The organism is Cedecea sp. P7760 (genome assembly GCF_013386425.1).
Taxonomy (GTDB): Bacteria; Pseudomonadota; Gammaproteobacteria; order Enterobacterales; family Enterobacteriaceae; genus Cedecea; species Cedecea selenatireducens.
Genome location: NZ_JACARU010000003.1, coordinates 82,366 through 105,838, shown reverse-complemented (window position 1 = coordinate 105,838; position 23,473 = coordinate 82,366). Strand labels below are relative to the sequence as shown.

The window sequence follows — 23,473 nt, the reverse complement described above, 5'->3', positions numbered from 1 at the left end:
AGCTCGCCGGGCGCCGGGGGTTGTGAGGGGGAATGGCGTAATTCCCCCTCACACGTTCACCGTGCTCTGAACGAGCAGGGAAAACAGATCTATGGGTGAACGGAATAACGACTGAACTAAGGACCTCTCCAGGAAGAATATGTATAAGACACACCTCTTAGAGAGACGGTACCTACAACTTAGAAACTATAATCCAGCGCCATAAAGTAGCGACGGCCGTCTTCGTTGTAGCTGTAGACGTCACGATTCAGGTCTTTGTCGCCCAGGTTCAGCACCCCTGCGCGCACCTTCACGTTCTTCGTCGCCTTCCAGGCTCCACCCGTGTTCCACACTATGTAGCCGCCCGGCGTTTTGTCGGTGGCTGATACCGCACGCTGCTTGCCGGTGTAGTTCGCCGAAACATAGAACGACCAATCTTCCAGCGGCGCCCAGTCAACGGTGCCGTTAGCGGTATGGAACGACTGCTGCTGCAGCGGTTTATTGCCGCCGTTGCTCAGGTCACGCCCGTCGTTGTAGGTGTAGTTCAGCGACAGCTTCCACTGGTCGTTAAACGGTATTTTCAGCTCGGTTTCCACACCGCGGATACGCGCTTTGTTCACGTTGTAGTAGCGGAAGATCGGGTTACCGCTCTTATCAAAGCCAACAAAGTTTGAGTAAGACGGTGCCACGCTGCGGTTCGCGGTACGCTGGATATCAATCATATCCTCAACGTTGTTCTGGAAGGCGGTCACGCTGCCGCTCACGCCGTCCAGAATGCCTTCGTCCCCGGCGTAATACAGGCCCAGCTCAAAGCTTTCGCTCGTTTCCGGCTTCAGGTCAGGGCTGCCGACAATCTGGCAGGCGCCACGGCAGGATTTACTGGTCCAGTCCGGGCTAAGCTGCAGCAGAGAAGGCGCTTTGAAGGCCGTTGCCCAGCCGCCTTTAACGGTGACGGTATCGGTGGCGCTGTACACCAGATAAGCACGCGGGCTCCAGTGGTCGCCGTAGGTTTCATGGTCATCCATACGAATGCCGGTGGTCAGCGCCAGCGGCTCGAAGATGCGCCATTCGTCTTCAATAAACAGAGCGTACTGGCTGGCAGAAGTTTTAGAACTATTACCGCCGGTAATATTTACCGGGTCGCTCAGCTTGTCGTGACGCCACTCACCGCCGAAGGTCAGGAACTGGTTGATGTCGCTGAGCGGCAGCACCAGCTTGCCGTCGACGCTGTTGTTGCGTGAGGTGATAGCCGCGCTATTGCCCGGGTTGAGGTTATCAATTTTGTCGCCGTAGAAACGCAGTTCCGTATTGCCGAAGTCCCAGCGTCCGTTATGGCCGAGGGAATAATCCTGACGTTCGATGCGGTTCTTATCCAGCGAGTCAGATTCCCTGTCCTGGCGGTCAAAGCCGTAGCCTACGGTGACATCCTGATTGTCGGCAGGCGTCCACGAAAACTCGGTGCTGGCATTGCGCGAAGTGAAGCCTTCAATCTGCGGCGTCAGGCCATTGGCGTTAGTTGTTGAAGTCTGCTGACCGTCTTTCTGGCGCTTGCCCAGGCTGCCGTAGACTTTTACGCCGAGCACGTCGTCAATCAGCGGGCCGCTGGTGAAGAAATTGCCGTTGTAGGTATCGCCGCGGTCGCGGTGTTCCTGCACGGTTGAATCCACGGTGAAGGTCCCGTGCCAGGCTTTGCCTACCTTGCGGGTAATGATGTTCACCACGCCGCCAAGGGCATCTGAGCCATAGAGCGAGGACATCGGCCCGCGCACTACTTCGATACGTTCAATCGCATCAGCCGGGATCCAGTTCAGGTCAAAATCGTTATGGCGGAATACCGCATTGCGGGAGTTAACTCGCTTGCCGTCCACCAGAATCAGGGTGTAGCTGCTGTCCATGCCACGCAGGCTGACGCCACGGCGGTTATCGCTTTCGTTGGTCAGCTGTACGCCGGGCACGTTCTGCAGCACATCTTTCAGATTATTGACGGGCCTTTTTTGCAGCTCGTCCTGGGTGATAACGCTGATGCTGGCAGGCGCATCTTTGAGGTTTTGTTCGATGGCGGACGCGGTGACTACGAGGGTTTCTTCGCGATCGTCAGCGATGGCGGGAAAAGCCAGACCGAGCACGGATGCGCAGAGTCCTCCCCGGACAATGGGATTCAACCTTAACATTTCTTTCTCTCCATGAGGTGAATTACAAACGAAACAACCGTTTAGCGCTCACATTGCACTATGCGCCAGCGGCTACATTGGCCACCGGCTGCATACTGTGTTCCTTAGTATTCCTGAAATGCGTTGTTATACGGTGGGCGTTTCCACCAGGCCGTCGATAAGCACCTGGGCAACACCCTGTGAGCAGCGTTCAATGCGCCCCTTCACGCCGTAAACCTGGGCCAGGCTGCGCGGAGTAATCACTTCCTCCGGCTCGCCGCTGGCAACCAGTTTGCCGTCGCGCAGCATGAGAACATGCTCGCTATGGCGTAAAGCAATATTAATATCGTGCACCACAACAACGGTGACGATATTGCGCTCGCGGGTTTCGCGGGCGACCAGGTCCATGACGTGGAACTGGTAATTCAAATCCAGCGCACTCAGCGGCTCGTCGAGCAACAGCAGAGAGGGACGGCGAATCAAAGACTGCGCCAGGCCTACGAGCTGTTTTTGCCCGCCGGAAAGCTGATCCAGGTAGCTCAAAGCCAGATGCGAGATCCCCAGCTGTTTTAGCAGCTGCATGACCTGCGCTTCGCTTTCAGCGCTGTGGCGGCCACCGGACGCACGCTGCGCCACGATGATGGATTCCAGCACGTGCAGATGCACGCCCTGCGGCAGCGACTGCGGCAGGTAAACCACTTTTTCCGCGCGTTTAGCGAACGGCAAAGCCATCAGGTCTTCACCGTCGAGATACAGCTGCCCTTCCGCGCGGTTCAGGCCCGCTAACGAACGCAGTAAAGTCGATTTACCGCAGCCGTTTGGCCCCAGCAGCACGGTAATTTTGCCGCGTGGCAGCGTCGGCACGCTGAGGTTTTCGATAATTTTACGCTTCGGGTAACCGGCGTTGAATGCATCAATCTGTAAGCCCTGCATCACACGTTCCCCTTATGGCGAAGAATAATACTCAGGAAGAACGGCACGCCCACCAGCGAGGTGACGATCCCCACCGGAATGATGACGCCAGGGATAATGTTTTTAGAGGCAACCGACGCCAGTGACAGCACCAGCGCCCCGACCAGCACGCTGCCCGGCAGGTAAAAACGGTGATCTTCGCCAAACAGCATACGGGCGATGTGCGGCGCAACCAGGCCAATGAAGCCGATTGGGCCCACAAAGGCCACGGACAGCGCGGACAAAATACTGATGCGCAGCAAAGTGCCTAAACGCAGGCGCTTCACGTCGATACCAAAGCTGACGGCGCGATCTTCGCCTAAGCGCAGCGCGGTCAGCTTCCAGGAACTGAGCATAGAAATCGGCATGATGATGGCAAAGGCCAGCAGCAGCACGCCGAGCTTGTCCCAGGAGGCACGCGCCAGGCTGCCCATGGTCCAGAACACCAGCCCCTGCAGCGTGTCTTCGCTGGCGATAAACTGCAGCATCGACACCAGGGCATTAAAGGTGAACACCAGCGCGATACCAAACAGCACCACGCCGGAACTCGCCACGCGGGTCCAGCGGGTAATGGCGTCCAGCATCAGCGCGGCAAACAGCGCAAAGACAAAGGCGTTGGCGGAGATAAACCACTGATCCGGCACCCCTGGGATACCGATGCCGAGAATGATAGCCAGCGCGGCACCGAAGGCCGCCGCGGAGGAAACGCCGAGCGTAAACGGGCTGGCCAGCGGGTTATTGAGGATGGTTTGCATCTCCGCCCCCGCCAGGCCCAGCGCCATGCCGACCAGCAGCGCCATCAGCGCATACGGCAGACGAATGTCCCACACGATCACCCGCGTACCGGCGTTAGCGCTGGCCGGGTCAATCAGGGTCTGCCACAGCGTATCCAGCGGCAGCCCGGACGGGCCAAGGGTAAAGTCCAGCAGCAGCGAGGCTAAGATCGCAATGACCAACGCCCCCATCAGCAAATAGCGGTGACGTAGCACCTGCTGGTAGCGCCCCATAATAGTGGCAGGCTGCGCCTCGTTCGGCATCGGATCGGTGGTGGCACTCATCAAGTCTTACCTTCGTTACTTCTTCAGATCGGTCCAGTACGTTCCCGTTGGCTCTACCGCCAGGAACTGTTTATAAAGTTGTTGCATCGTCTGCTCCGGATTCACCTCGGCAAACTGCTGCGGATGGAACCAGGTCGCCATCGCCTGAATAGCCAGGATGTTATACGGCGAATTGTAGAAATTATGCCATACGCCATAGGCGCGCCCTTCTTTAACCGCCGTTAGCTGGTCAATGCCTTTACGCTCCAGCACGCTCTGCAGGCTGGCCTGGGCTTCAGCTTTGGTCGCCTGAGCGCCGAGCACCACGCCCGGCGAGGTCGCACCAGGGGCTTTGCCGCCGCTGGCAATATAGACCTGCGGGTCAGCGGCAAGCACTTTTTCCAGGTTCACCGTGCCCAACGCACCCGGCAGCAGGTCTTTAGCAATGTTGTTACCGCCCGCCAGATCGATAAAATCGCCCATGTTGCCTTTCCCGGCAGACCCGCAGCACTCTTCCATCGCCGCAGCACGCAGTTCGATAAACACCGAAGGTTTATCTTTTGCCGCCATCTTGCCGGTGACGTCGGTAATTTTTTTCAGGTTTGCTTCATAAAAGGCGATGTAATCATCGGCCTGTTTCTCGCGATGCAACACTTTGCCCAGCAGACGCATGCTCGGCAAGGTATTTTTCAGCGGCGAGGTACGAAAATCGACGAAGACTACCGGCACGCCCGCTTTTTCAAGCTGGGAAACCAGCTCGCTGTGGCGGCCAGGGCCGTGACCAGACAGGCCAAAAATCGCCACATCCGGATGCAACGTCAGTACTTTTTCCGGGCTGACGCTGTCGGCCGTGGTGCTGCCAATCAGCGGGATATCGTCAATTTTCGGGAATTTCGCTTTATATTCCGCGTAAGTCTGGGTGTCCAGCTTACGGAAGTCGCCCTGCCAGCCCACGATACGGTCTATCGGCTTTTGCCCTTCCAGCAGCGCCAGAGCATAAAACAGCCGCCCTTCCCCCAGCAAAATGCGATCAACCTTCTGCGGGATGGTGACTTCACGCCCTACGATATCGGTCACCGTTGCGGCGATGGCGGAGTGTAAACCAGTGGCGGTTAATGCCAGAGCCAGACAGATATTCTTGAATTTAATCATATGCTTCACGCTAACGCTCCTTCGTTCCTTAAAGAATGGCGTTAACGATAAAGCAAATGATAATGGTTATCAATTTAATTGTTGAATACTATAGCCCGTTGGCATTATTGATTGCCAGCAGAATAGAAAAAGGGCGTGATAATCACGCCCTCTAAAGAGTAACTTATTGTTACTTTGACTTATTTCTCACGAAATTTCGGGAATTCCATTTCGCTGTAGCGCACGAAGCGGCTGCCCTTCGTTATCTTGTAGCCGAACCAGATAGCCAGGAACAGCGGAATACCGATATAGGTTGCCGCGACGCCGCCCCAGTCGATGGTGTCAGACAGGAACGCTTCGTAGTTCTGGCCCAGCGTGATGACAAGGCACAGCACAAAGGCGAAGATCGGCCCAATCGGGAAGAAGCCCGAACGGTACGGCAGGTCGTTAATGTCGTTGCCCTGCAGCACGTAACCGCGACGGAAGCGATAGTGGCTGATGGCAATCCCCAACCAGGCGATAAAGCCGGTCATCCCGGAGGTATTCAGCAGCCACAGGTAAACGGTCTGGTTGCCGAACATAGACGTCAGGAAGCACAGCCCGGCGATAATGGTGGTAGCGTACAGCGCGTTACGCGGCACGCCGCCTTTAGACAGCTTCGCGAAAATACGCGGCGCCTTGCCGTCGCAGGCCAGGGTGTAAAGCATACGTGTGGAAGCGTACATCCCGGAGTTACCCGCTGACAGCACCGCCGTCAGGATAACGGCGTTCATGACCGCCGCCGCAGAGAGCAGGCCCGCGTGCTGGAACACCAGGGTGAACGGGCTGACGCTGATGTCTTTCACATCGTTGCGCAGCAGGCTTGGGTCAGTATAAGGAATGATCAGGCTGACAATCAGGATCGCGAACACATAGAACAGCAGGATTCGCCAGAACACCTGACGCACTGCGCGAGGGATATTTTTCTCCGGGTCCGCGGACTCACCGGCGGCAATCCCGATAAGCTCGGTGCCCTGGAAAGAGAAGCCTACGATCATCGCTACGCCGATCATTGCGGCAAAGCCCCCGGCAAACGGCGCATCGCCGGTTGTCCAGTTGCTCCAGCCTACCGGCTGTGCCCCTTTGAAAATACCCACGATCATCATCACACCCACAATGATGAAGATGATGACGGTGGTCACTTTTATCAGCGAGAACCAGTATTCCGCTTCGCCAAAGCCCTTCACGGAGATCCAGTTAAGCAAGAACATGATACCGAGGAACAGCGCACTCCAGATCCAGCCTGGGGTGTCCGGGAACCAGTAATTCATCACCAGCTGCGCGGCGACGAGGTCAACGGCGATGGTCACCGCCCAGTTGTACCAGTAGTTCCAGCCAAGCGCGAAGCCAAAGCCGTCTTCAACGTATTTCTGGCCGTAGGTTGCGAAGGAACCAGAGACCGGCATAAACGCCGCCAGCTCGCCCAGGCTGGTCATCAGGAAGTACACCATCAGGCCAATCAGCATATAAGAGAGCAGCGCGCCGCCCGGCCCCGCCTGAGAAATTGTCGCCCCAGAGGCAACGAAAAGCCCCGTACCGATGGAGCCGCCAATGGCGATCATCGTCAGGTGGCGCGCCTTTAATTCGCGGCGTAAGCCAGGCGCTTCTGTCGTTTTATCTTGTGAAACCATAGGAAATTGTTGCCTGTCCAAAAAATGAGGCAAGATTGTAACAAAACGTCTTTATTCAGATAGCAGAAATCCCGGGTTATAAGAGAGCTTCATGATCGCCCGGCAATTATTAGCAAGTCGCTAATCAGGCCGATAAGTTGAGGGGAATTAAAAACCGCCGGCGCATTCAGCCGACCGGCGGTCAAAGATTAACCTAGCCCGCGTACGGAGGAGATAAACTGCTGCAGTTCCTGAGTACGAGGATGAGCAAAAAACGACTTGCTCTCACCCTGCTCCCACACTTTCCCCTGGTGCATAAACACCACGCGGTCGCCGACCTCCCGGGCAAAGTTCATTTCATGAGTCACCAGAATCAGCGTCATGCCTTCTGCCGCCAGCTGCTCCAGAACTTTAAGCACTTCGCCCACCAGCTCCGGGTCGAGCGCCGAGGTAATTTCATCGCACAGCAGCACTTTGGGGTTCATCGCCAGCGCCCGCGCAATGGCCACGCGCTGCTGCTGGCCGCCGGAAAGGTTGGCCGGATAGTAATCCACGCGTTCGCCCAGGCCGACTTTGTTGAGCATTTCCAGCGCCAGCTCACGGCATTCGGCAGCGCTCTTATTCAGGACCCTGCGCGGCGCCAGCATCACGTTTTCCAGCGCGGTCATGTGCGGGAACAGGTTAAAGCTCTGGAACACCATCCCCACGGAACGGCTGATTTCACGCGCCTGAGATTCACGGTCGGTGATAGTCATCCCACCGAGCTTGATGCTGCCGTCCTGGTAACCTTCAAGCCCGTTCATGCAGCGCAGCAACGTACTTTTACCGGAGCCGCTGCGGCCGATGATCGACACCACTTCGCCCATGTCGATATCAAGGCTGACGCCCTTCAGCACGTGGTTGTCGCCGTAATATTTTTGTACGTCATTAATGGTGATGAGCGGCATGGAATTTTTTCTCCAGATAGCGGCTGTAGCGCGACAGCGGATAGCAAAGTAAGAAATAGCCGAGCGCCACCAGGGCAAACACTTTAAACGGCTCAAACGTCACGTTATTCAGCATGGTGCCGGCTTTGGTCAGCTCGACAAAACCAATAATCGAGGCCAGCGCGGTGCCCTTAATCACCTGCACCGAAAACCCGACCGTCGGCGCAACGGCGATGCGCATTGCCTGCGGGGCTATTACCCGGAACAGCGTCTGCCCGAAGCTCAAACCGAGGCAACGACAGGCTTCCCATTGGCCTTTGGGCAACGCACGAATGCTGCCGTACCAGATATCCAGCAAAAATGCGCTGGTAAACAGCGTCAGGGCAAGCGTCGCCGCCGTCCAGGCGCTCACGTCGATCCCGAACAGCGCGATACCGAAGAATGCGAGGAACAGCTGCATCAGCAGCGGCGTGCCCTGAAACAGCGCAACATAGGCGCTAATGAAGCGCTTTGGCCACGTCCAGCGGCTCATGCGCAGCAGCAGCAACGGCAAGGTCACCAGCGTGCCGAAGAAAAAAGCAATCAGCGACAGCAGCACCGTCCAGCGGGCCGCCAGCAGCAGGTTGCGCACGATATCCCAGTCGGTAAACGTCATCATCCGACATCACTCCCCAGCCATTTTCGCCCTGCCGCAAGCAGCAGCTGGCGCATGATTAACGACAGCACCAGATACATTAAGGTGGTCACCAGGTAGACCTCAAAGCTCAGGAAGGTGCGTGACTGAATAAGGCTGGCGGCAAACGTCAGATCTTCGCAGGAAACCTGCGACACCACGGAAGACCCCAGCATCACGATAATGCACTGGCTAACCAGCGACGGATAAATGCGCTTCAGCGACGGCGGCAACACCACGCGTAAAAACGTCTGGCTGCGGCTTAACCCCAGCACGCGAGCCGCTTCCCACTGCCCTTTCGGCGTCACCTGAATGCCCGCCCGGATAATTTCGGTGCTGTAAGCCCCAAGATTAATCAGCATCGCGATAAGTGCCGCTTCCCCGGCGTTGAGCTTTAGCCCCAGCGCCGGTAGCCCAAAGACAATAAAGAACAGCTGCACCACAAACGGCGTGTTGCGGATCAGCTCCACATAGCCGCCCCACACGAGGCTTAACAGCCCCGGTTTGCCGCTGCGAATGGCCGCCCCGGTAATGCCGATGGCAACGCCACCCACGGTCGCCATAACGGTGAGCCCCAGCGTCACCCACAGGCCGGCAAGTAGCGCCGGCCAGTAGGGCAGCAGACCGGCAAAATCAAGTTGCGTGGTCATTCCCGGCTCCTCAGGCGCCGAGGTTGGCAGGCAGCGGCGCCTGCATCCATTTCTGCGACAGGGCGTTCAGAGTGTTGTCCTTCAGCGCGTCACCAATCAGCTCATCTACCTTCGCTTTCAGGGCAGGCTCGTTCTTTTTCAGCCCGATGTAGCAAGGCGAGTCTTTGAGCATAAACTGGCTGACCGGGGCTTTGGTTGGGCTCTGGCGGGCAATTGCCGCCACGACCAGGTTGCCGGTGGCGATGTACTGCACCTGGCCGGAAAGGTAAGCAGAAATCGTGGTGTTGTTGTCTTCGTAGCGCTTCACGTCGGCGTCTTTCGGCGCGAGATCGGTTAATACCATGTCTTCTACTGCGCCACGGGTCACGCCGATGGTTTTCCCGCTGAGCGCTTTAGCATCGGCTACCGTGGCATCTTTCGGCCCAAATACGCCCAGGAAGAACGGGGCATAGGCGCGGCTAAAATCGATGACCTTTTCACGTTCGGCGTTTTTGCCGAGGCTGGAAATCACCAGGTCAACCTTGTCCGTTTGCAGGTACGGGACGCGGTTCGCGCTGGTCACCGGCACCAGCTGCAGTTTGACTTTCAGCCCCTTCGCCAGGTAGGCCGCCATATCGATGTCGTAACCCTGCGGCTTCAGGTCAGCATTCACCGAACCAAAAGGCGGGAAATCCTGCGGGACCGCCACGCGCAGCACGCCGCGCTTTTCAATATCCTGCAGCTGGTCGGCCATTACCGCCCCGGCCTGAGCCAGCAGAACCGTCGCGCCAACTAAAGAGAACAACCATTTTTTCATCGTCATGTGCAGCCTCGTCGCCTGATTGAAACAAAAGATTCTTTGAATTCAATTCTGCAACTAATGTGCCAATGAAGAGGGATCGCGAAGATTGTGGCGGTATCACGGTGAAAGGAAGGTTAACAAGAGGATAGCTGCCTCGCAGCTACACCCCAATCAGGTGCAGCTGCAAGATTTTGGTGCATTATGCTTCGCAGTAGCGCAGGAAGCGAAGCAGCGCGTTGGAGATGTGCTTCTGGCGGTGGTGGATGCGGTACAGCGTGCGCACCAGGCGAGGGAGCGGGACGACAACCTCCACCAGCGAGCCGCTTTCCAGCTGCTCGGCAATGACGCGGCGGGACAGGCAACTGATGCCCAGGCCGTGGCGCACCGCATGCTTGATCGCCTCGGAATTGCCCAGCTCCATGCCCAGCTGGAACTTCGGCAGGTGCGACAGCAATAAATAGTCGACAATCTCACGGGTGCCTGAGCCACGCTCACGCAGGATCCACGGCTGTTTTGCCAGGTTTTCAAGCGTGACCGGCTGATGTACCAGCGGGTTCCCCGGCGAAGCAAAGACCACCAGCTCATCTTCCAGCCAGGGTTCAGTGACCAGCTCCGCCATGTGGCACGGGCCTTCTATCAGGCCGATATCGACACGAAAATCCGCCACCGCGTTAATCACGTCCTGACTGTTGCCGACGCTAAGCTCGAGCGGCAGCTTCGGAAAGTCGCGCCGGTAGCGGGCAATCATCTCCGGCAGAATGTAGTTGCCAATGGTGCTGCTGGCATAAACACGAATCGCGCCGTTATCCTCGCGAAACAGCTGTTCTATTTCACCCGCCTGCTCCAGCAGCCCCACCACACGCGGATAGAGCAGCCTGCCGTGCTCGTTGACGACCAGCCGCTTCCCGACCCTGTCGAAAAGCTGAACCCCAAGCTGCCCTTCCAGGTCGGCCAGGGCGGCGCTTACCGCCGACTGGGACAGGGATAGCATCTGGGATGCCTGGGTGGTCGAGCCGCTTTTAAGGACTTCAGCAAACACTTCAAGTTGCCGCAGCGTGATATGCATAAGGGGGCTTTCCTGTGGTGGCAGCGAGTTGCTTACCACTTATAAAGATTAATTATAAATATATAATCAATTTTATTTTTATGCCAGCGAGGCGTAGCCTTTTTGCCATGACAAAGGAGAAGGTTATGACTGCACTCACAGTACAAGCTCACCGCCACACGCTGTGGCACTTTTTACCGGGGCTGGCGCTTTCCGCCGCCATTACCGGACTGGCGTTATGGCTCGGCAATATCCCTGCGGTGGCCGGAGTTGGCCTTAGCGCCCTGACGCTTGCCATCCTTTGCGGCATGATTGTCGGTAACACCGTTTACCCAAAAATCTGGCAGCAATGCGACGGCGGCGTGCTGTTCGCCAAACAGCATCTGCTGCGCCTCGGCATTATTCTTTATGGCTTCCGCCTGACGTTTTCGCAAATTGCCGACGTCGGCGTAAGTGGCCTGCTGATTGACGTGCTGACGCTGTGCAGCACCTTCGCCCTCGCCTGCTGGCTCGGCCAAAAAGTCTTCGGGCTGGATAAACAAACCAGCTGGCTGATTGGCGCGGGCAGCAGCATTTGCGGTGCGGCGGCGGTGCTTGCCACCGAGCCCGTGGTCAAAGCCGAGGCCAGCAAAGTCACCGTGGCGGTGGCAACCGTGGTTATCTTCGGGACCCTGGCTATCTTTATCTACCCGATGATTTACCCGTTCGTCAGCCAGTGGTTTACGCCGGAAACCTTCGGGATCTACACCGGCTCGACGATGCATGAGGTCGCTCAGGTTGTAGCGGCAGGCCATGCGATTAGCCCTGAAACGGAAAACGCGGCGGTGATTGCCAAAATGCTGCGCGTGATGATGCTTGCGCCGTTCCTGATTTTCCTGGCCGCCCGCGTTAAGTCTTTGGCACCGGCTGGCAGCGCGCAGACGAGCAAAATCACTATTCCATGGTTTGCGATACTGTTTATCGTGGTGGCGATTTTCAACTCCTTCCACTTCTTGCCGCAGGCCGTGGTTAATCTACTTGTCACGCTGGATACCGTCCTGCTGGCGGTGGCGATGGCCGCACTCGGCCTGACAACCCACGTCAGCGCGCTGAAAAAAGCCGGCGTGCGCCCGCTGCTGATGGCGCTGGTGCTGTTCATCTGGCTGATTGTCGGCGGTGCGGGCATTAACCTGGCGATTCACCACCTGATCGCATAATTCAATACGGAAAAAAGCCTCCTGACCCGCTATCATGACGGATTACAGATAGCGGGTTTTGCCCGTCAAGAAACAGGAGAAGACAGATGAAGTTTATTGGAGCGCACGTTAGCGCCTCGGGCGGCCTGGAAAATGCCGCCATCCGCGCCCACGAACTGGAAGCCACCGCTTTTGCCCTGTTCACCAAGAATCAACGCCAGTGGCGCGCCGCGCCGCTGACCAGCGAAATTATCGACAGCTTTAAAAGCGCCTGCGAAAAATATCACTACGGTCCGGGCCAAATTCTCCCTCACGACAGCTACCTGATTAACCTCGGCCATCCGGTTGAAGAGGCGCTGGAGAAATCCCGCGAGGCGTTTATCGACGAGATGGTTCGCTGCCAGGACCTGGGGCTGACGCTGCTGAATTTCCATCCGGGCAGCCACCTGAAGCAAATTCCGGAAAAGGAATGCCTGAAGCGTATCGCAGAGTCGATCAACATTGCGCTGGAAAAATCCGAGGGCGTGACCGCCGTTATTGAAAACACCGCAGGCCAGGGCAGCAACCTCGGTTTCCGCTTTGAACATCTCGCGGCAATTATTGACGGCGTGGAAGACAAGTCCCGCGTTGGCGTCTGCATTGATACCTGCCACGCTTTTGCCGCCGGTTACGATCTGCGTACCGAAGAAGACTGTGAAAATACCTTTAGCGAGTTCGAACGCATTGTCGGCTTTAAATACCTTCGCGGCATGCACCTTAACGATGCAAAAAGTGAATTTGGCAGCCGCGTTGACCGCCATAACAGCCTGGGCCTCGGCAACATCGGCCACACGCCGTTCAGCTGGATCATGCGCGATGCACGTTTCGACGGCATCCCGTTAATTCTGGAAACCACTAATCCGGATATCTGGGCGGAAGAAATCGCCTGGCTTAAGGCGCAGCAGCACGAAGAAGCCACGGCTTAGTTGTTGAGCGTATTGCGCCTGGATCTTAGCTGGCAGCAACGCTCAGCGTGCTGCCAGCTCATAGTAAAATGCCGGGTTGGCCTGAATCGTCGCCAGCACTTTTGCTGCGAGGCCAGTGGGGTTCCGGCGCTTTAATTCCCAGCTTTTGATGGTGTCAACGCTGGTGCCTAACGCCTTTGCCATTTCACTTTGTGAAACATTCAGCTGCTCTCTGATCGCCCGGACATCCGCCACGTCATAGCGAACCACCATTGCAGGTGCCTTCGCGCCATTTTTAATCTCTACCGCCTCTTCAAGCGAGGATTTAAGGTCATTAAAAAAACTCATGCTCTATTTTACCTTTCAATAATGTCGTCAGTTTTCTGAGTTCAGTTTTTTCCGCGGCCGTCAGGTCTTCTTTTATATTCTTCGGCCAGGCCATAATCAGCCAAATCACCTCCGCCGTTGCCAAAAAATAAACAACCCTGGCACCTCCGCTTTTCCCCCGAACGCCGGTTGCCATCCTGATCTTCCGTAATCCCCCGGTTTTCTGTATCAGGTCACCTTTCTCCGGCGATCCAATTAATTCTTTTTGCAACGCGCTAAGTTCGTCATCCGTCGCGAGCTGTTTAATCTGGCGAGTGAATAACGTCGTCTCAATAAAAGTAATAGCGTGAGTCATCGTGCCCCCATCCTTGAGGGTACTAAGTACACCACCGAGTACATAGTACACCTATATTGTTTGCCTTGCCAAAATATTCGTTTTTAGCCGGCAGGAAACAAGGTTGAAATATCAGGATTGTGCAAAGGGCTTAGTAAAGGGCTGTAACGAGTTGGAGAGTTTTCAGTCATGTGGGAGAGATCCCGAAAGGCATTTAAGGGATTGCAGGGAATGAAAAATAAAGGCAGAAGAGAAACGTCTGCCTTCAATAGAAAGAAGGCAGACGTTGAGTTGGAGATTAAGCCGCTTTCGCCGCCAGCTCCGTTTCAGGACGCTTGAGGAAGGCGTAGGACAGGCCAGCCACCAGCGTACCGGCAATAATCGCCAGCAGATAACCCAGCACCGGGGTAATCGCGCCAGGGATTAGCAGCACAAACAGGCCACCGTGCGGTGCCATCAGCTTCGCGCCAACCGCCATGGACAGCGCCCCCGTCAGCGCGCCGCCGATGATACAGCAAGGCAGAACGCGCATCGGGTCACGAGCGGCAAACGGAATCGCCCCTTCGGTAATGAAGCACAGCCCCAGTACCAGCGCCGCCTTGCCCCCTTCCTGCTGCGCCTTATCAAACTTACGGCGAGCAACCAGCGTGGCCAGGCCCAGCGCCAGAGGTGGCACCATACCTGCGGCCATAATCGCCGCCATTGGCGCATAGGTCTGAGTACTGAGCAGGCCAACCCCAAAAGCGTATGCCGCTTTGTTCACCGGGCCGCCCATGTCGGTACACATCATCCCGCCCAGAATAGCACCCAGCAGGACCGCGTTCGCGGTGCCCATGGTTTGCAGCCAGTGGGTCAGGCCCGCCAGGATTTTAGCCACCGGCGTCCCGATCAGGTAGATCATCGCCAGGCCAACAACCAGGCTTGAGAACAGCGGAATGATCAGAATCGGCTTCAGCGCTTCCATGCTTGGCGGCAGCTTCAGCTTAGAGCTAATCAACTTCGCGATATAGCCCGCCAGGAAACCGGCGATGATGCCGCCGATAAAGCCTGAGCCGGTGCTAACTGCCAGCATGCCGCCGATAAGACCCGGCGTCAGGCCCGGACGGTCGGCAATAGAAAAGGCTATGTAACCCGCCAGCACCGGTACCATCAGAGCGAACGCGGAACCGCCGCCAATCTGCATCAGCGCAGCGGCAAGCGTGCCGGGTTCCTTAAAGGCCTGGATCCCGAAGGCGAAGGAGAGTGCGATACAAAGACCGCCCGCCACCACCATCGGCAGCATGTAAGAAACGCCGGTCAGCAGGTGACGATACGCTCCGGCACTTTCTTTTTTGCCAGATTCCTGAGCAGAGCTTGCTTTACCTGCCGCTTCGTAAGGTTTGGCTTCGACCAGAGCTTTATCCAGCTCCTGGGCGGTTTTCTTCAGCGCCAGGCCGGTAGAGGTGCGGTACATCGGCTTGCCGGCAAATTTTGCAAGGTCGACTTCAATATCGGCCGCCACAATCACCAGGTCAGCCTCGGCGACTTCTTCAGGCGTAATCGCGTTACCTGCGCCCACGGAGCCACGGGTTTCAACCTTAACCCACCAGCCGCGCTTTTTCGCTTCCGTTTCAATCGCTTCGGCTGCCATAAAGGTGTGCGCCACGCCGGTTGGGCAGGCGGTGACGGCGACAATACGCTTTGGCCCTTTTGTAGCTACGGATGCGGCTACTACCGGTGCCGTGTACGTCTGTGCCTTACCTTTTGCTTCACTCAGGAACAGCTCAGGATGCTGAACGGCTCTGTCGATATCGCCGAGGAACACCTTTTTGCCGTTCAGCGAGGTATCAGCCGGAATGGCGGTGCCGACAACAATCGCCAGTTCGGCGTCGTTCGGGTTATCAATGATGTCGAGATGCGCTTTTGGCGCGGCGGCACCGAGCAGCGTCTTCGCGAGATACGCGCGCGCCTGCCCCAGTCCCGGCTCAATAATTAACAGCGTTTTCATTGCCTGTCTCCTGCTGTCAGTGGAAAGGTTTCAGGTCGACACGAGCCATCATAGCGGCCAGCTGTGTACGATCGGTAATGCCTACATTGCTCTGGCTGACGGCCAGGGCCGCAACGGCGGTAGCAAGGCGCAGCGTGTGTTCACTGGACTCACGCATCAGCAGGCCATAAATCAGGCCGCCGACCATCGAATCCCCTGCGCCAACGGTACTAACAACTTCACAAGTCGGTGGTTTGGCAATCCATTCACCCGAGGCGTTAACCCACAGCGCACCTTCAGCGCCGAGAGAAATCACCACATGCGCAATCCCCTGCTCACGCAAAGCATGCGCCGCCTCAATCACGTCTTTCAGTTCAGGCAGTTTGCGCCCGGCCCAAATCTCCAGCTCGCGGCGGTTAGGCTTCACCAGCCATGGCGCGGCTTTCAGGCCTGCAACTAATGCTTCACGACTGCTGTCGAAGATAATGCAAGGGCACTGGCTGCGCAGGCGGGTCATCCAGTCGGTGAACGCTTCCGGAGTAACGCCCGCAGGCAGGCTGCCGCTGACGCAGACCATGTCGAACTGGCCCAGCCAGCTCAGGGAGTCGGCAACGAAGCGCTCCCAGTCAGCACCGGTCACTTCAAAACCGGAGAAGTTAAGGTCGGTCACTTCGCCGTCTTTTTCGGTCAGCTTGACGTTAATGCGGGTGCGGCCCTGTACGACCTGGAAACGGTTCGCTATGCCCAGCTCGCTGAAGAGCTGCTGGAAGCCATCCTGATTATCTTTGCCCAGGAAGCCGCCCACGGTGACGTCGATGCCAAGATCTTTCAGCACTTTGGCCACGTTAATGCCTTTGCCAGCGGCATGCAGGCCGGTAGTCCGAACCAGGTTGACTTCACCGCGCTCGATTTCCGGGCAGAAGCCCACTAAGTCATAGGCCGGGTTGAGGGTGATAGTCGCTACACGTCTGGTCATTACGCGCCCTCCCCAAGGCCTGCAGCGATGGCATCGCCAATCGCCTTCAGCGCCAGTTCAGCATCTTGACCCTGCGCGGTGAAGCGCAGGCGATGGCCTTTTTTCACACCCAGCGCCACAACTTTCATCAGGCTACGTCCATTTGCCGGCTTGCCGGTTCCATCAAGGTTTGTCACGGTAATTTCGCTATTGAATTGTTTTATGGTGTTGACCAGAGCCGTACCCGGACGGGCGTGCAGGCCATGTTCATTTCGCACGGTGAACTCAGCGCTCAGCGCCTCTTCTGCCGGAGCATCGTCGCTGGTCAGCAGCGTCAGCAATGCCGGTGCATCCGCGCTTAACAGTTTGTCGGCACGGTTGCCAATCAGCATGTCGCTCAGGCGGTTCAGCACCTGCAGCGGCTGCTCGTCTGCAACGGCGACGGTCAGCAGCAAATTCACCGGGTTTCCGTTCGCTTCAAAGCCTGCGGCCGGGCGGCTAACCGCGACGGCGCTGGCCAGATTGCCTGCCGCGCTGTCGTTCAGCCAGATGCCCTGCCCGAGATACAGCGGGTTACCGGCAATAACGTTGCTGACGAAAGCCGCGTCGACCGCGCCCGCCTGCTTGAGGCGACCGGCGTTCAACGCCTGGAGGGTCATCAGGTCGCTGGCGTCGACGTTCAGCGCCAGCAGGCTGTTATCCAGCAGCAGCGCGGTAGTTTGTTTCTCGCCCATCAGCAGCGCACGAAGTTCTTCCGCGCTGGCTGCGGACTTCAGCTGTTCAGCCACGTCGTCGTCGCTCAGCACGTGGGTCAGCTGACGCAGCAGTCCGAGGTGCTCGTCAGAGCTGGCGGCAATGCCGATCGCCACATAGGCGGTCTGGCCCTCGCCCCACTCCACGCCCTGCGGGAACTGGAAAACCTGAACGCCGGTTTTCAGCACCAGGCCACGCGTGTCGGTGGTGCCGTGCGGGATGGCAATCCCGTTGCCTAAATAGGTTGTCGTCTGCTGCTCACGCGCCAGCATGCCGTTGACATAGCCTTCGCCGACGTTGCCTGCCTGCACAAGGGCAGCGGCAACCTGGCGGATAGCCTCTTCTTTGCTCCCGGCTGACTCGCCCGGGTGAATATCCTGCACAGATAACTGGAACATAGATCTCCTCTCTCGCCGAATTGAAACGATTCAGCTTGGTTGAGAAAAAATGCGCCATCTCGAGCTGCGGGATGCAAAAAGATGACGCTGAAACGTTTCAAGGAGTGTTGCGCTAATGCTGCATTCCACGCAACATTTCTCGCATTTCTGTTTGCGAAATTTAGAGCTTCAGCACATTTTCAGTTTAGCAGACGGTAAGTTCAGCGCCTGGGCAGGCTATTTCCGGCCAGCATCAGCAAACTTCAGCTACTCCAGGCGTGCCCTGGCCGGGGTTCTACCGCTGTGGATGATTTGTGCTGGCGGTCTCGCAGAGCGGGCGGGTAAATCTGTTTATTTCAAGGTAACGGGCGTAAACTCCGCGCATTCTTTTTCCTGTCACCGATTAGCATGCAAAACGCTCCCGTTACCGCAGCCCGCAAGCCCCTGGATTTCACCTCAAGCGCCTTTTTGATTGTGGCATTTTTGACCGGCATCGCCGGCGCACTCCAAACGCCGACGCTAAGCCTGTTTTTGACCGATGAAGTCCACGTTCGCCCCGCGCTGGTCGGTTTTTTCTTCACCGGCAGCGCGGTGATAGGTATTTTGGTGAGCCAGTTTTTAGCCGGGCGCTCTGACCGCAAAGGTGACCGCAAAACGCTGATTTTTGCCTGCTGCCTGCTCGGCGCGCTGGGCTGTATTCTGTTCGCCTGGAATCGTAACTACTTCATTTTGCTGTTCGTCGGGGTGTTTCTCAGCAGCTTCGGCTCCACGGCCAACCCGCAGATGTTTGCGCTAGCCCGCGAGCATGCCGACCATACCGGGCGCGAAGCGGTGATGTTCAGCTCTATCCTGCGGGCGCAGGTTTCTCTTGCCTGGGTCATTGGACCGCCGATTGCCTACGCGCTGGCGATGGGATTTGGCTTCAAAGCGATGTACCTGAGCGCCGCATTTGCCTTTGTCATTTGCGGCGCGATGGTCTGGCTATTTTTGCCGTCCATGCGCAAAGAACCTGCGGTAAAAACGACGGTCACGCTGGAGTCGCCGCGCCGTAACCGCCGCGATGCCCTGCTGCTGTTTACCGCCTGTACCATGATGTGGGGTTGCAACAGCCTGTACATCATTAATATGCCGCTCTATATCATCAATGAGTTACATCTGCCGGAGAAGCTCGCCGGGATAATGATGGGCACCGCCGCCGGGCTGGAAATTCCGACCATGTTGATTGCGGGCTACTACGCAAAACGCTTCGGTAAACGCTTCCTGATGCGCTTCGCCGTCGCGGCAGGGTTGCTGTTCTATATTGGGATGGTGGCGCTGACTAACGAATATATGCTGCTTGGGCTGCAGCTGTTAAACGCCATCTTTATCGGGATTCTGGCCGGGATCGGCATGATCTATTTTCAGGACCTCATGCCAGGGCAGGCAGGAGCGGCTACCACGCTGTATACCAACACCACCCGCGTGGGCTGGATTATTGCTGGCTCACTTGCCGGGGTTGTGGCGGAGATCTGGAACTACCACAGCGTTTTCTTCATCGCGCTGGGGATGATAGCCATCAGCGTTTATTGCATGGCACGGATCAAAGATATTTAAGGTGCCGTGGCGGCTTCAAGGTGAATCAGATACGCCATTGCCTGCTGGCGAGAGGTGCCGCACATCTCCCTTGCTGGCTGGAGGCCGCCGCAAACTTTAGGCCGTAAAGGCGAACCGAACAGTTTGCAACGCAGGCGCTCGTCCAGCTGAACGCAGGGCGTGTTGGCGGGCTTCCCCTCCGGCATACCGGGGATCGGCGTTGATATTGAAGGCGCGGTACAGCAGGCGCCGCAGTCAGGACGACACTCCATTTATTTTTCCGCCAGCGTCAGAGGGTGCGTGACAATAGCAGACCCGGTGCCTGCGTCAATCTAACAATTCATTTAACATCATTCCTCCTTCCAGGATACACTTGCGCCACAACGACTACGGATCGGTAACGTTTTGTCACGGCGCAATCACTTTCACCGAACAGCCTGCTGGCTGGCGCTGCTTGCCGTTGCCATGCTGTTTATTGCACCGGTTATTTCAAAATCGCTGATGCACCATTCAGCCTGCGAACACAGCAGCATGATGATGACAATGGACATGTCTGACATGGACCATCACATGCCCATGCCCGAGCCGTGCCCTCAAGCTTCAATGCCGCACAATATGCTGATGTCCGGCCCTGGGATGTCGCCCGGGGAAGAGATCGCCTGCGGATACTGCCAGCTGCTGATCCACCTGCCTTTTATTCAGTTCTGCCTCACGGTTTTACTGCTGTTGCTGCTGACTGGCGTGCGCCGAACGCCGGTGCTCGCCCTGTGCTGCGCCACGCTATCTCGCCCCTGGTCACCTCATCCGGCCCGTGCCCCGCCCTCTGCTGCCTTTTGCTTCGCATAACACTCTAATAATTAACTGCGTAACGCTGGCGGCAACGTTGAAGCGTTGTCTCATGCGCGCTCTTTTAATCAAGAGCGGCGACGTTACGCCTGAAGGACAGTAAGGCAATGATGAAAACGCATTTAAAGCCGCTGGTATCGCTGATACTGCTGGCTATCTCCTCTCCTGCGGCCATCGCGGCGGGAGCGCATGAAGCTATGGATATGCAGGACGACTCCGTGATGATAGTCACCTCTCCGGCGTCATCGCCGCTGGAGGTTGTGACGTCTCCAAAAACGCCGCGCCAGCCCGTTCCGGCAAGCGACGGGTCTGACTATCTGAAGACGATTCCAGGTTTCTCGCAAATCCGCAACGGCGGCACCAACGGCGACCCGGTATTTCGCGGTATGTTCGGCTCTCGCCTGCGTATTCTGACCAACAATGGTGAAATGCCGGGCGCCTGTCCGGCCAGAATGGACGCCCCAGGCTCTTATATTTCGCCCGAAAGCTTTGATCTTCTGACGCTGATTAAAGGGCCTGAGAGCGTACTTTGGGGGCCGGGTAACTCGGCGGGAACGGTGCGCTTCGACAGGGAACCACCGCGCTTTGAAAAAGCGGACATTCAGGGCACGGCCAGCCTGCTTACCGCCTCTAATCAGCGCTGGGACAGCAACGCGGACGTTAGCCTCGGCAACGAGGACGGTTATCTAAGGCTGATCGGCAATAAATCCCATTCAGGTGATTACGAAGACGGCAACGGTAACCGGGTGGCCTCGAAGTGGGATAAATGGAACACCGACGTGGCACTGGGCTGGACGCCCAACAAGGACACACTGCTTGAGCTGACCGCCGGGAAAGGCAACGGCGAAGCCCGCTATGCCGGTCGCAGCATGGATGGCTCGCAGTTCAGGCGAGACAGCCTCGGCGCGCGTTTTGAAGCATCGAACATTGGCGACGTGTTCAATAAGTTCGAAACCAACGTCTATTACAACTATGCCAACCACATCATGGATAACTACTCGCTACGATCGCCGGGGACAATGTCCGGCGGGATGTCTGGCGGGCACATGGCCTCATCGATGGGCATGGATATGGGTTCGTCGATGAGCATGAATATGCCGATGGCGATGCAGCTCGATCGCCGCACGATTGGCGGACGTATGATGGGCACCTGGATCTGGTCAGATTACGAACTGCGTAGCGGCATCGACGGCCAGCAAAGCACCCACCGCAGCAAGCAGGATGCCGGCTGGAAGCAAGATGCTCGTTTCCAGGACGCAGGCGTCTTTAGCGAGCTAACCTGGAATGCTGACGCCAACGGTAAAGTTATCGGCGGCACGCGCCTCGACCGCACGCGCGTCAATAACGATACGGGCGTGGGCGCCAGCGTGCGCAGCAAAACATTACCGGCAGGTTTTATTCGCTATGAGCAAACGCTCAGCGACATCCCGGTCATGCTGTATGCCGGCGTTGGCTACACCGAACGCTTTCCGGATTACTGGGAACTGTTCTCGCCCACCTACGGGCCTGATGGCTCTAAAAATGTCTTCGATAACCTGAAAACGGAAAAAACCACGCAGTTAGACATTGGCGCACAGTACAGCGGCGAGCGCTTTAATAGCTGGGTTTCTGCGTATCTTGGCCGGGTGAATGATTTCATCCTGTTCCGCTATGACCCTGATAACGCGCGCGTGAGCCAGGCCGATAACGTTGACGCCACGATTATGGGCGGCGAAATGGGCATGAGCTATGCGCTGACCGAAGCATGGAAGGCGGACGCAAGCCTTGCCTACGCCTGGGGGCAAAACACCAGCGACCATCAACCGCTGCCGCAAATTGCCCCGCTGGAAACACGCTTTGGCCTGACCTGGGAACAGGGAGACTGGAGCAGTACCGGCCTGCTGCGCATGGTCAGCGGCCAGCAGCGGGTTGCGCTAAACGAAGGCAACGTGGTCGGGAAAGACTTTGATAAAAGCAGCGGCTTCGCGATTTTCTCCGCCAATGCGGCCTATCGCCTTAGCAAGGCCATCAAGCTCAGCGCCGGGGTCGATAACCTGTTCAACAAAACCTACAGCGAGCACCTGAACCTGGCGGGCAACAGCAGCTTTGGCTATTCGTCCAATACCCCGGTTAATGAACCAGGCCGGACGGTCTGGGGCAAAGTGAACGTCACGTTTTAATCATCCAGGCCCCGAACACCGGGGCCATTACGCTTAATCATTCACCAGCCAGGAGGCTGATATGCTTGCAAAACTTCGTACACCCGAAGGTAAAAAATTCCTTATCGCGGTCGTGATTGTCTTCACCATCGTGGTGTCGCTGATTTCAAAGGTCACCTTTGAAGGCGTGGAGGAGCAGTACAACTGGCCGATGGAACAATGGACGCTGGACATGTTTATCATGCAGGGTGCATGGGTCGCCATCTACACGATTATGTTCACCATTCTGTGCTCGCTGCCGTTTGCTTTCTATTTCTTAGCGCCGAAGGATGGCCGCGGCTAAGCCTGCTTTGCCACTGCCGTGCCGACAAAGCAGGAGGCTGTCGGCACGCCTGCCTTAAACCCCTTACTTTAATGCTTCTTTATCAAATCCACTTGCCTGAAACGCGCCTCACGAGTACTTTGACGCAATATTTTCGCATCTCAATTTTTGACAGGAAACACCGATGGCAAGAGCTAACGAAATCAAAAAAGGCATGGTTCTCAATTACAACGGCAAGTTGCTGATTGTTAAAGATATTGATATCCAGGCACCTAGCGCCCGCGGCGCAGCAACCCTGTACAAGATGCGTTTCTCCGACGTTCGTACCGGGCAGAAAGTGGAAGAGCGCTTCAAGGGTGATGATATCGTTGACACTATTACCCTGACCCGCCGTTTCGTTGATTTCTCCTATATCGACGGCAACGAATACGTGTTCATGGATAAAGAAGATTACACGCCGTATATCTTCACCAAAGACCAGATTGAAGAAGAGCTGCAGTTCATTCCTGAAGGCGGTATGCCGGATATGCAGGTTCTGACCTGGGACGGCCAGCTGCTGGCGCTGGAGCTGCCGCAAACCGTGGATCTGGAAATCATCGAAACCGCACCGGGCATCAAGGGCGCTTCCGCCAGCTCCCGTACCAAACCTGCCACCCTGTCCACCGGCCTGGTGATTCAGGTACCGGAATACATGGTTGCCGGCGAGAAAATCCGCATTCATATCGCGGAAAAGCGCTCCATGGGCCGCGCTGACTGATGATTGATGACGCTCCTTCGGGAGCGTTTTGTCTC

At 56.9% G+C, this 23,473-nt stretch carries 23 protein-coding genes; 7 read left to right on the top strand and 16 right to left on the bottom strand.

The genetic code is table 11. The annotated features are described in order from the left end of the window. Positions 1-179: 179 nt before the first annotated feature. From cirA to yieE, 10 genes are all read right to left on the bottom strand, one after another. A complete protein-coding gene (gene cirA / locus HX778_RS00955) occupies positions 180-2,150 on the bottom strand; it encodes a catecholate siderophore receptor CirA (protein ID WP_176981085.1) in 1,971 nt (656 codons plus the stop codon). A gap of 126 nt (positions 2,151-2,276) precedes the next feature. After that, entirely contained in the window at positions 2,277-3,065 is a 789-nt protein-coding gene (locus tag HX778_RS00950) for an ABC transporter ATP-binding protein (RefSeq protein ID WP_096753968.1), read from the bottom strand. Then, entirely contained in the window at positions 3,062-4,138 is a 1,077-nt protein-coding gene (locus HX778_RS00945) for an iron ABC transporter permease (protein ID WP_038481087.1), read from the bottom strand. Before HX778_RS00945 ends, HX778_RS00950 begins: the two co-directional genes overlap by 4 nt. A 15-nt stretch (positions 4,139-4,153) precedes the next feature. Next, on the bottom strand, positions 4,154-5,269 hold the full coding sequence (locus HX778_RS00940; RefSeq protein WP_176981088.1) for an ABC transporter substrate-binding protein: 1,116 nt from the start codon (positions 5,267-5,269) through the stop codon (positions 4,154-4,156). 179 nt (positions 5,270-5,448) lie between these two features. After that, positions 5,449-6,918 carry an amino acid permease gene (locus HX778_RS00935; protein WP_176981084.1) on the bottom strand — a complete coding sequence of 490 codons (1,470 nt, stop codon included), beginning with the start codon at positions 6,916-6,918 and terminating at the stop codon, positions 5,449-5,451. Positions 6,919-7,106: 188 nt separating this feature from the next. Next, a complete protein-coding gene (locus HX778_RS00930) occupies positions 7,107-7,844 on the bottom strand; it encodes an amino acid ABC transporter ATP-binding protein (RefSeq protein WP_038481080.1) in 738 nt (245 codons plus the stop codon). Continuing rightward, positions 7,825-8,481, bottom strand: a complete 657-nt coding sequence (locus tag HX778_RS00925; RefSeq protein ID WP_038481078.1) for an amino acid ABC transporter permease — start codon at positions 8,479-8,481, stop codon at positions 7,825-7,827. The genes HX778_RS00930 and HX778_RS00925 overlap by 20 nt, the downstream gene beginning before the upstream one ends. Continuing rightward, positions 8,478-9,146: an amino acid ABC transporter permease gene (locus tag HX778_RS00920; RefSeq protein WP_038481075.1), complete on the bottom strand. Its 669-nt coding sequence runs from the start codon at positions 9,144-9,146 to the stop codon at positions 8,478-8,480. The genes HX778_RS00925 and HX778_RS00920 overlap by 4 nt, the downstream gene beginning before the upstream one ends. 10 nt (positions 9,147-9,156) lie before the next feature. Continuing rightward, positions 9,157-9,942: a transporter substrate-binding domain-containing protein gene (locus HX778_RS00915; protein ID WP_176981087.1), complete on the bottom strand. Its 786-nt coding sequence runs from the start codon at positions 9,940-9,942 to the stop codon at positions 9,157-9,159. Positions 9,943-10,126: 184 nt separating this feature from the next. Next, positions 10,127-10,993 carry a DNA-binding transcriptional regulator YeiE gene (yieE, locus tag HX778_RS00910; RefSeq protein ID WP_038481072.1) on the bottom strand — a complete coding sequence of 289 codons (867 nt, stop codon included), beginning with the start codon at positions 10,991-10,993 and terminating at the stop codon, positions 10,127-10,129. Between the two features lie 125 nt (positions 10,994-11,118). On the opposite strand from yieE, the gene HX778_RS00905 reads away from it, so the two are divergent. Next, on the top strand, positions 11,119-12,168 hold the full coding sequence (locus HX778_RS00905) for a YeiH family putative sulfate export transporter (RefSeq protein ID WP_038481069.1): 1,050 nt from the start codon (positions 11,119-11,121) through the stop codon (positions 12,166-12,168). Positions 12,169-12,254: 86 nt separating this feature from the next. Continuing rightward, positions 12,255-13,112 (top strand): deoxyribonuclease IV, encoded by an 858-nt coding sequence (gene nfo, locus HX778_RS00900; RefSeq protein WP_176981083.1) that lies wholly within the window; start codon positions 12,255-12,257, stop codon positions 13,110-13,112. A 42-nt stretch (positions 13,113-13,154) separates the two neighbouring features. On the opposite strand, the gene nadS is transcribed toward nfo, so the two are convergent. The 5 genes from nadS to fruB form a co-directional block, all read right to left on the bottom strand. After that, positions 13,155-13,439, bottom strand: a complete 285-nt coding sequence (gene nadS, locus HX778_RS00895) for a NadS family protein (RefSeq protein ID WP_038481063.1) — start codon at positions 13,437-13,439, stop codon at positions 13,155-13,157. Continuing rightward, positions 13,426-13,773 carry a type II toxin-antitoxin system RelE/ParE family toxin gene (locus tag HX778_RS00890; RefSeq protein WP_038481060.1) on the bottom strand — a complete coding sequence of 116 codons (348 nt, stop codon included), beginning with the start codon at positions 13,771-13,773 and terminating at the stop codon, positions 13,426-13,428. The genes nadS and HX778_RS00890 overlap by 14 nt, the downstream gene beginning before the upstream one ends. A 277-nt stretch (positions 13,774-14,050) precedes the next feature. Further along, the gene (gene fruA, locus HX778_RS00885; protein WP_176981082.1) at positions 14,051-15,739 is read right to left on the bottom strand and encodes a PTS fructose transporter subunit IIBC; all 1,689 of its coding nucleotides are present in this window, start codon (positions 15,737-15,739) and stop codon (positions 14,051-14,053) included. 16 nt (positions 15,740-15,755) lie between these two features. Continuing rightward, positions 15,756-16,694 carry a 1-phosphofructokinase gene (fruK, locus tag HX778_RS00880; RefSeq protein ID WP_038481053.1) on the bottom strand — a complete coding sequence of 313 codons (939 nt, stop codon included), beginning with the start codon at positions 16,692-16,694 and terminating at the stop codon, positions 15,756-15,758. Continuing rightward, entirely contained in the window at positions 16,694-17,824 is a 1,131-nt protein-coding gene (gene fruB / locus HX778_RS00875) for a fused PTS fructose transporter subunit IIA/HPr protein (protein WP_176981081.1), read from the bottom strand. The genes fruK and fruB overlap by 1 nt, the downstream gene beginning before the upstream one ends. A gap of 387 nt (positions 17,825-18,211) precedes the next feature. Between fruB and setB the strand changes: the two genes are divergently transcribed. Next, complete coding sequence (gene setB, locus HX778_RS00870; protein ID WP_176981080.1) at positions 18,212-19,396, top strand: sugar efflux transporter SetB; 1,185 nt, start codon at positions 18,212-18,214, stop codon at positions 19,394-19,396. On the opposite strand, the gene HX778_RS00865 is transcribed toward setB, so the two are convergent. After that, positions 19,393-19,647, bottom strand: coding sequence for a YkgJ family cysteine cluster protein (locus HX778_RS00865; protein WP_038481043.1), 255 nt, complete (start codon positions 19,645-19,647; stop codon positions 19,393-19,395). The genes setB and HX778_RS00865 overlap by 4 nt on opposite strands. A gap of 133 nt (positions 19,648-19,780) precedes the next feature. Here HX778_RS00865 and HX778_RS00860 point away from each other — a divergent pair, with 133 nt between their 5' ends. From HX778_RS00860 to yeiP, 4 genes are all read left to right on the top strand, one after another. After that, complete coding sequence (locus tag HX778_RS00860) at positions 19,781-20,221, top strand: DUF2946 domain-containing protein (RefSeq protein ID WP_038481040.1); 441 nt, start codon at positions 19,781-19,783, stop codon at positions 20,219-20,221. A gap of 110 nt (positions 20,222-20,331) precedes the next feature. Further along, on the top strand, positions 20,332-22,380 hold the full coding sequence (locus HX778_RS00855; RefSeq protein ID WP_176981086.1) for a TonB-dependent copper receptor: 2,049 nt from the start codon (positions 20,332-20,334) through the stop codon (positions 22,378-22,380). 61 nt (positions 22,381-22,441) lie between these two features. Then, positions 22,442-22,702, top strand: a complete 261-nt coding sequence (locus HX778_RS00850) for a DUF2534 family protein (protein ID WP_038481034.1) — start codon at positions 22,442-22,444, stop codon at positions 22,700-22,702. Positions 22,703-22,865: 163 nt separating this feature from the next. Then, the gene (yeiP, locus tag HX778_RS00845) at positions 22,866-23,438 is read left to right on the top strand and encodes an elongation factor P-like protein YeiP (RefSeq protein ID WP_008459912.1); all 573 of its coding nucleotides are present in this window, start codon (positions 22,866-22,868) and stop codon (positions 23,436-23,438) included. The last annotated feature ends 35 nt before the right edge of the window (positions 23,439-23,473 follow it).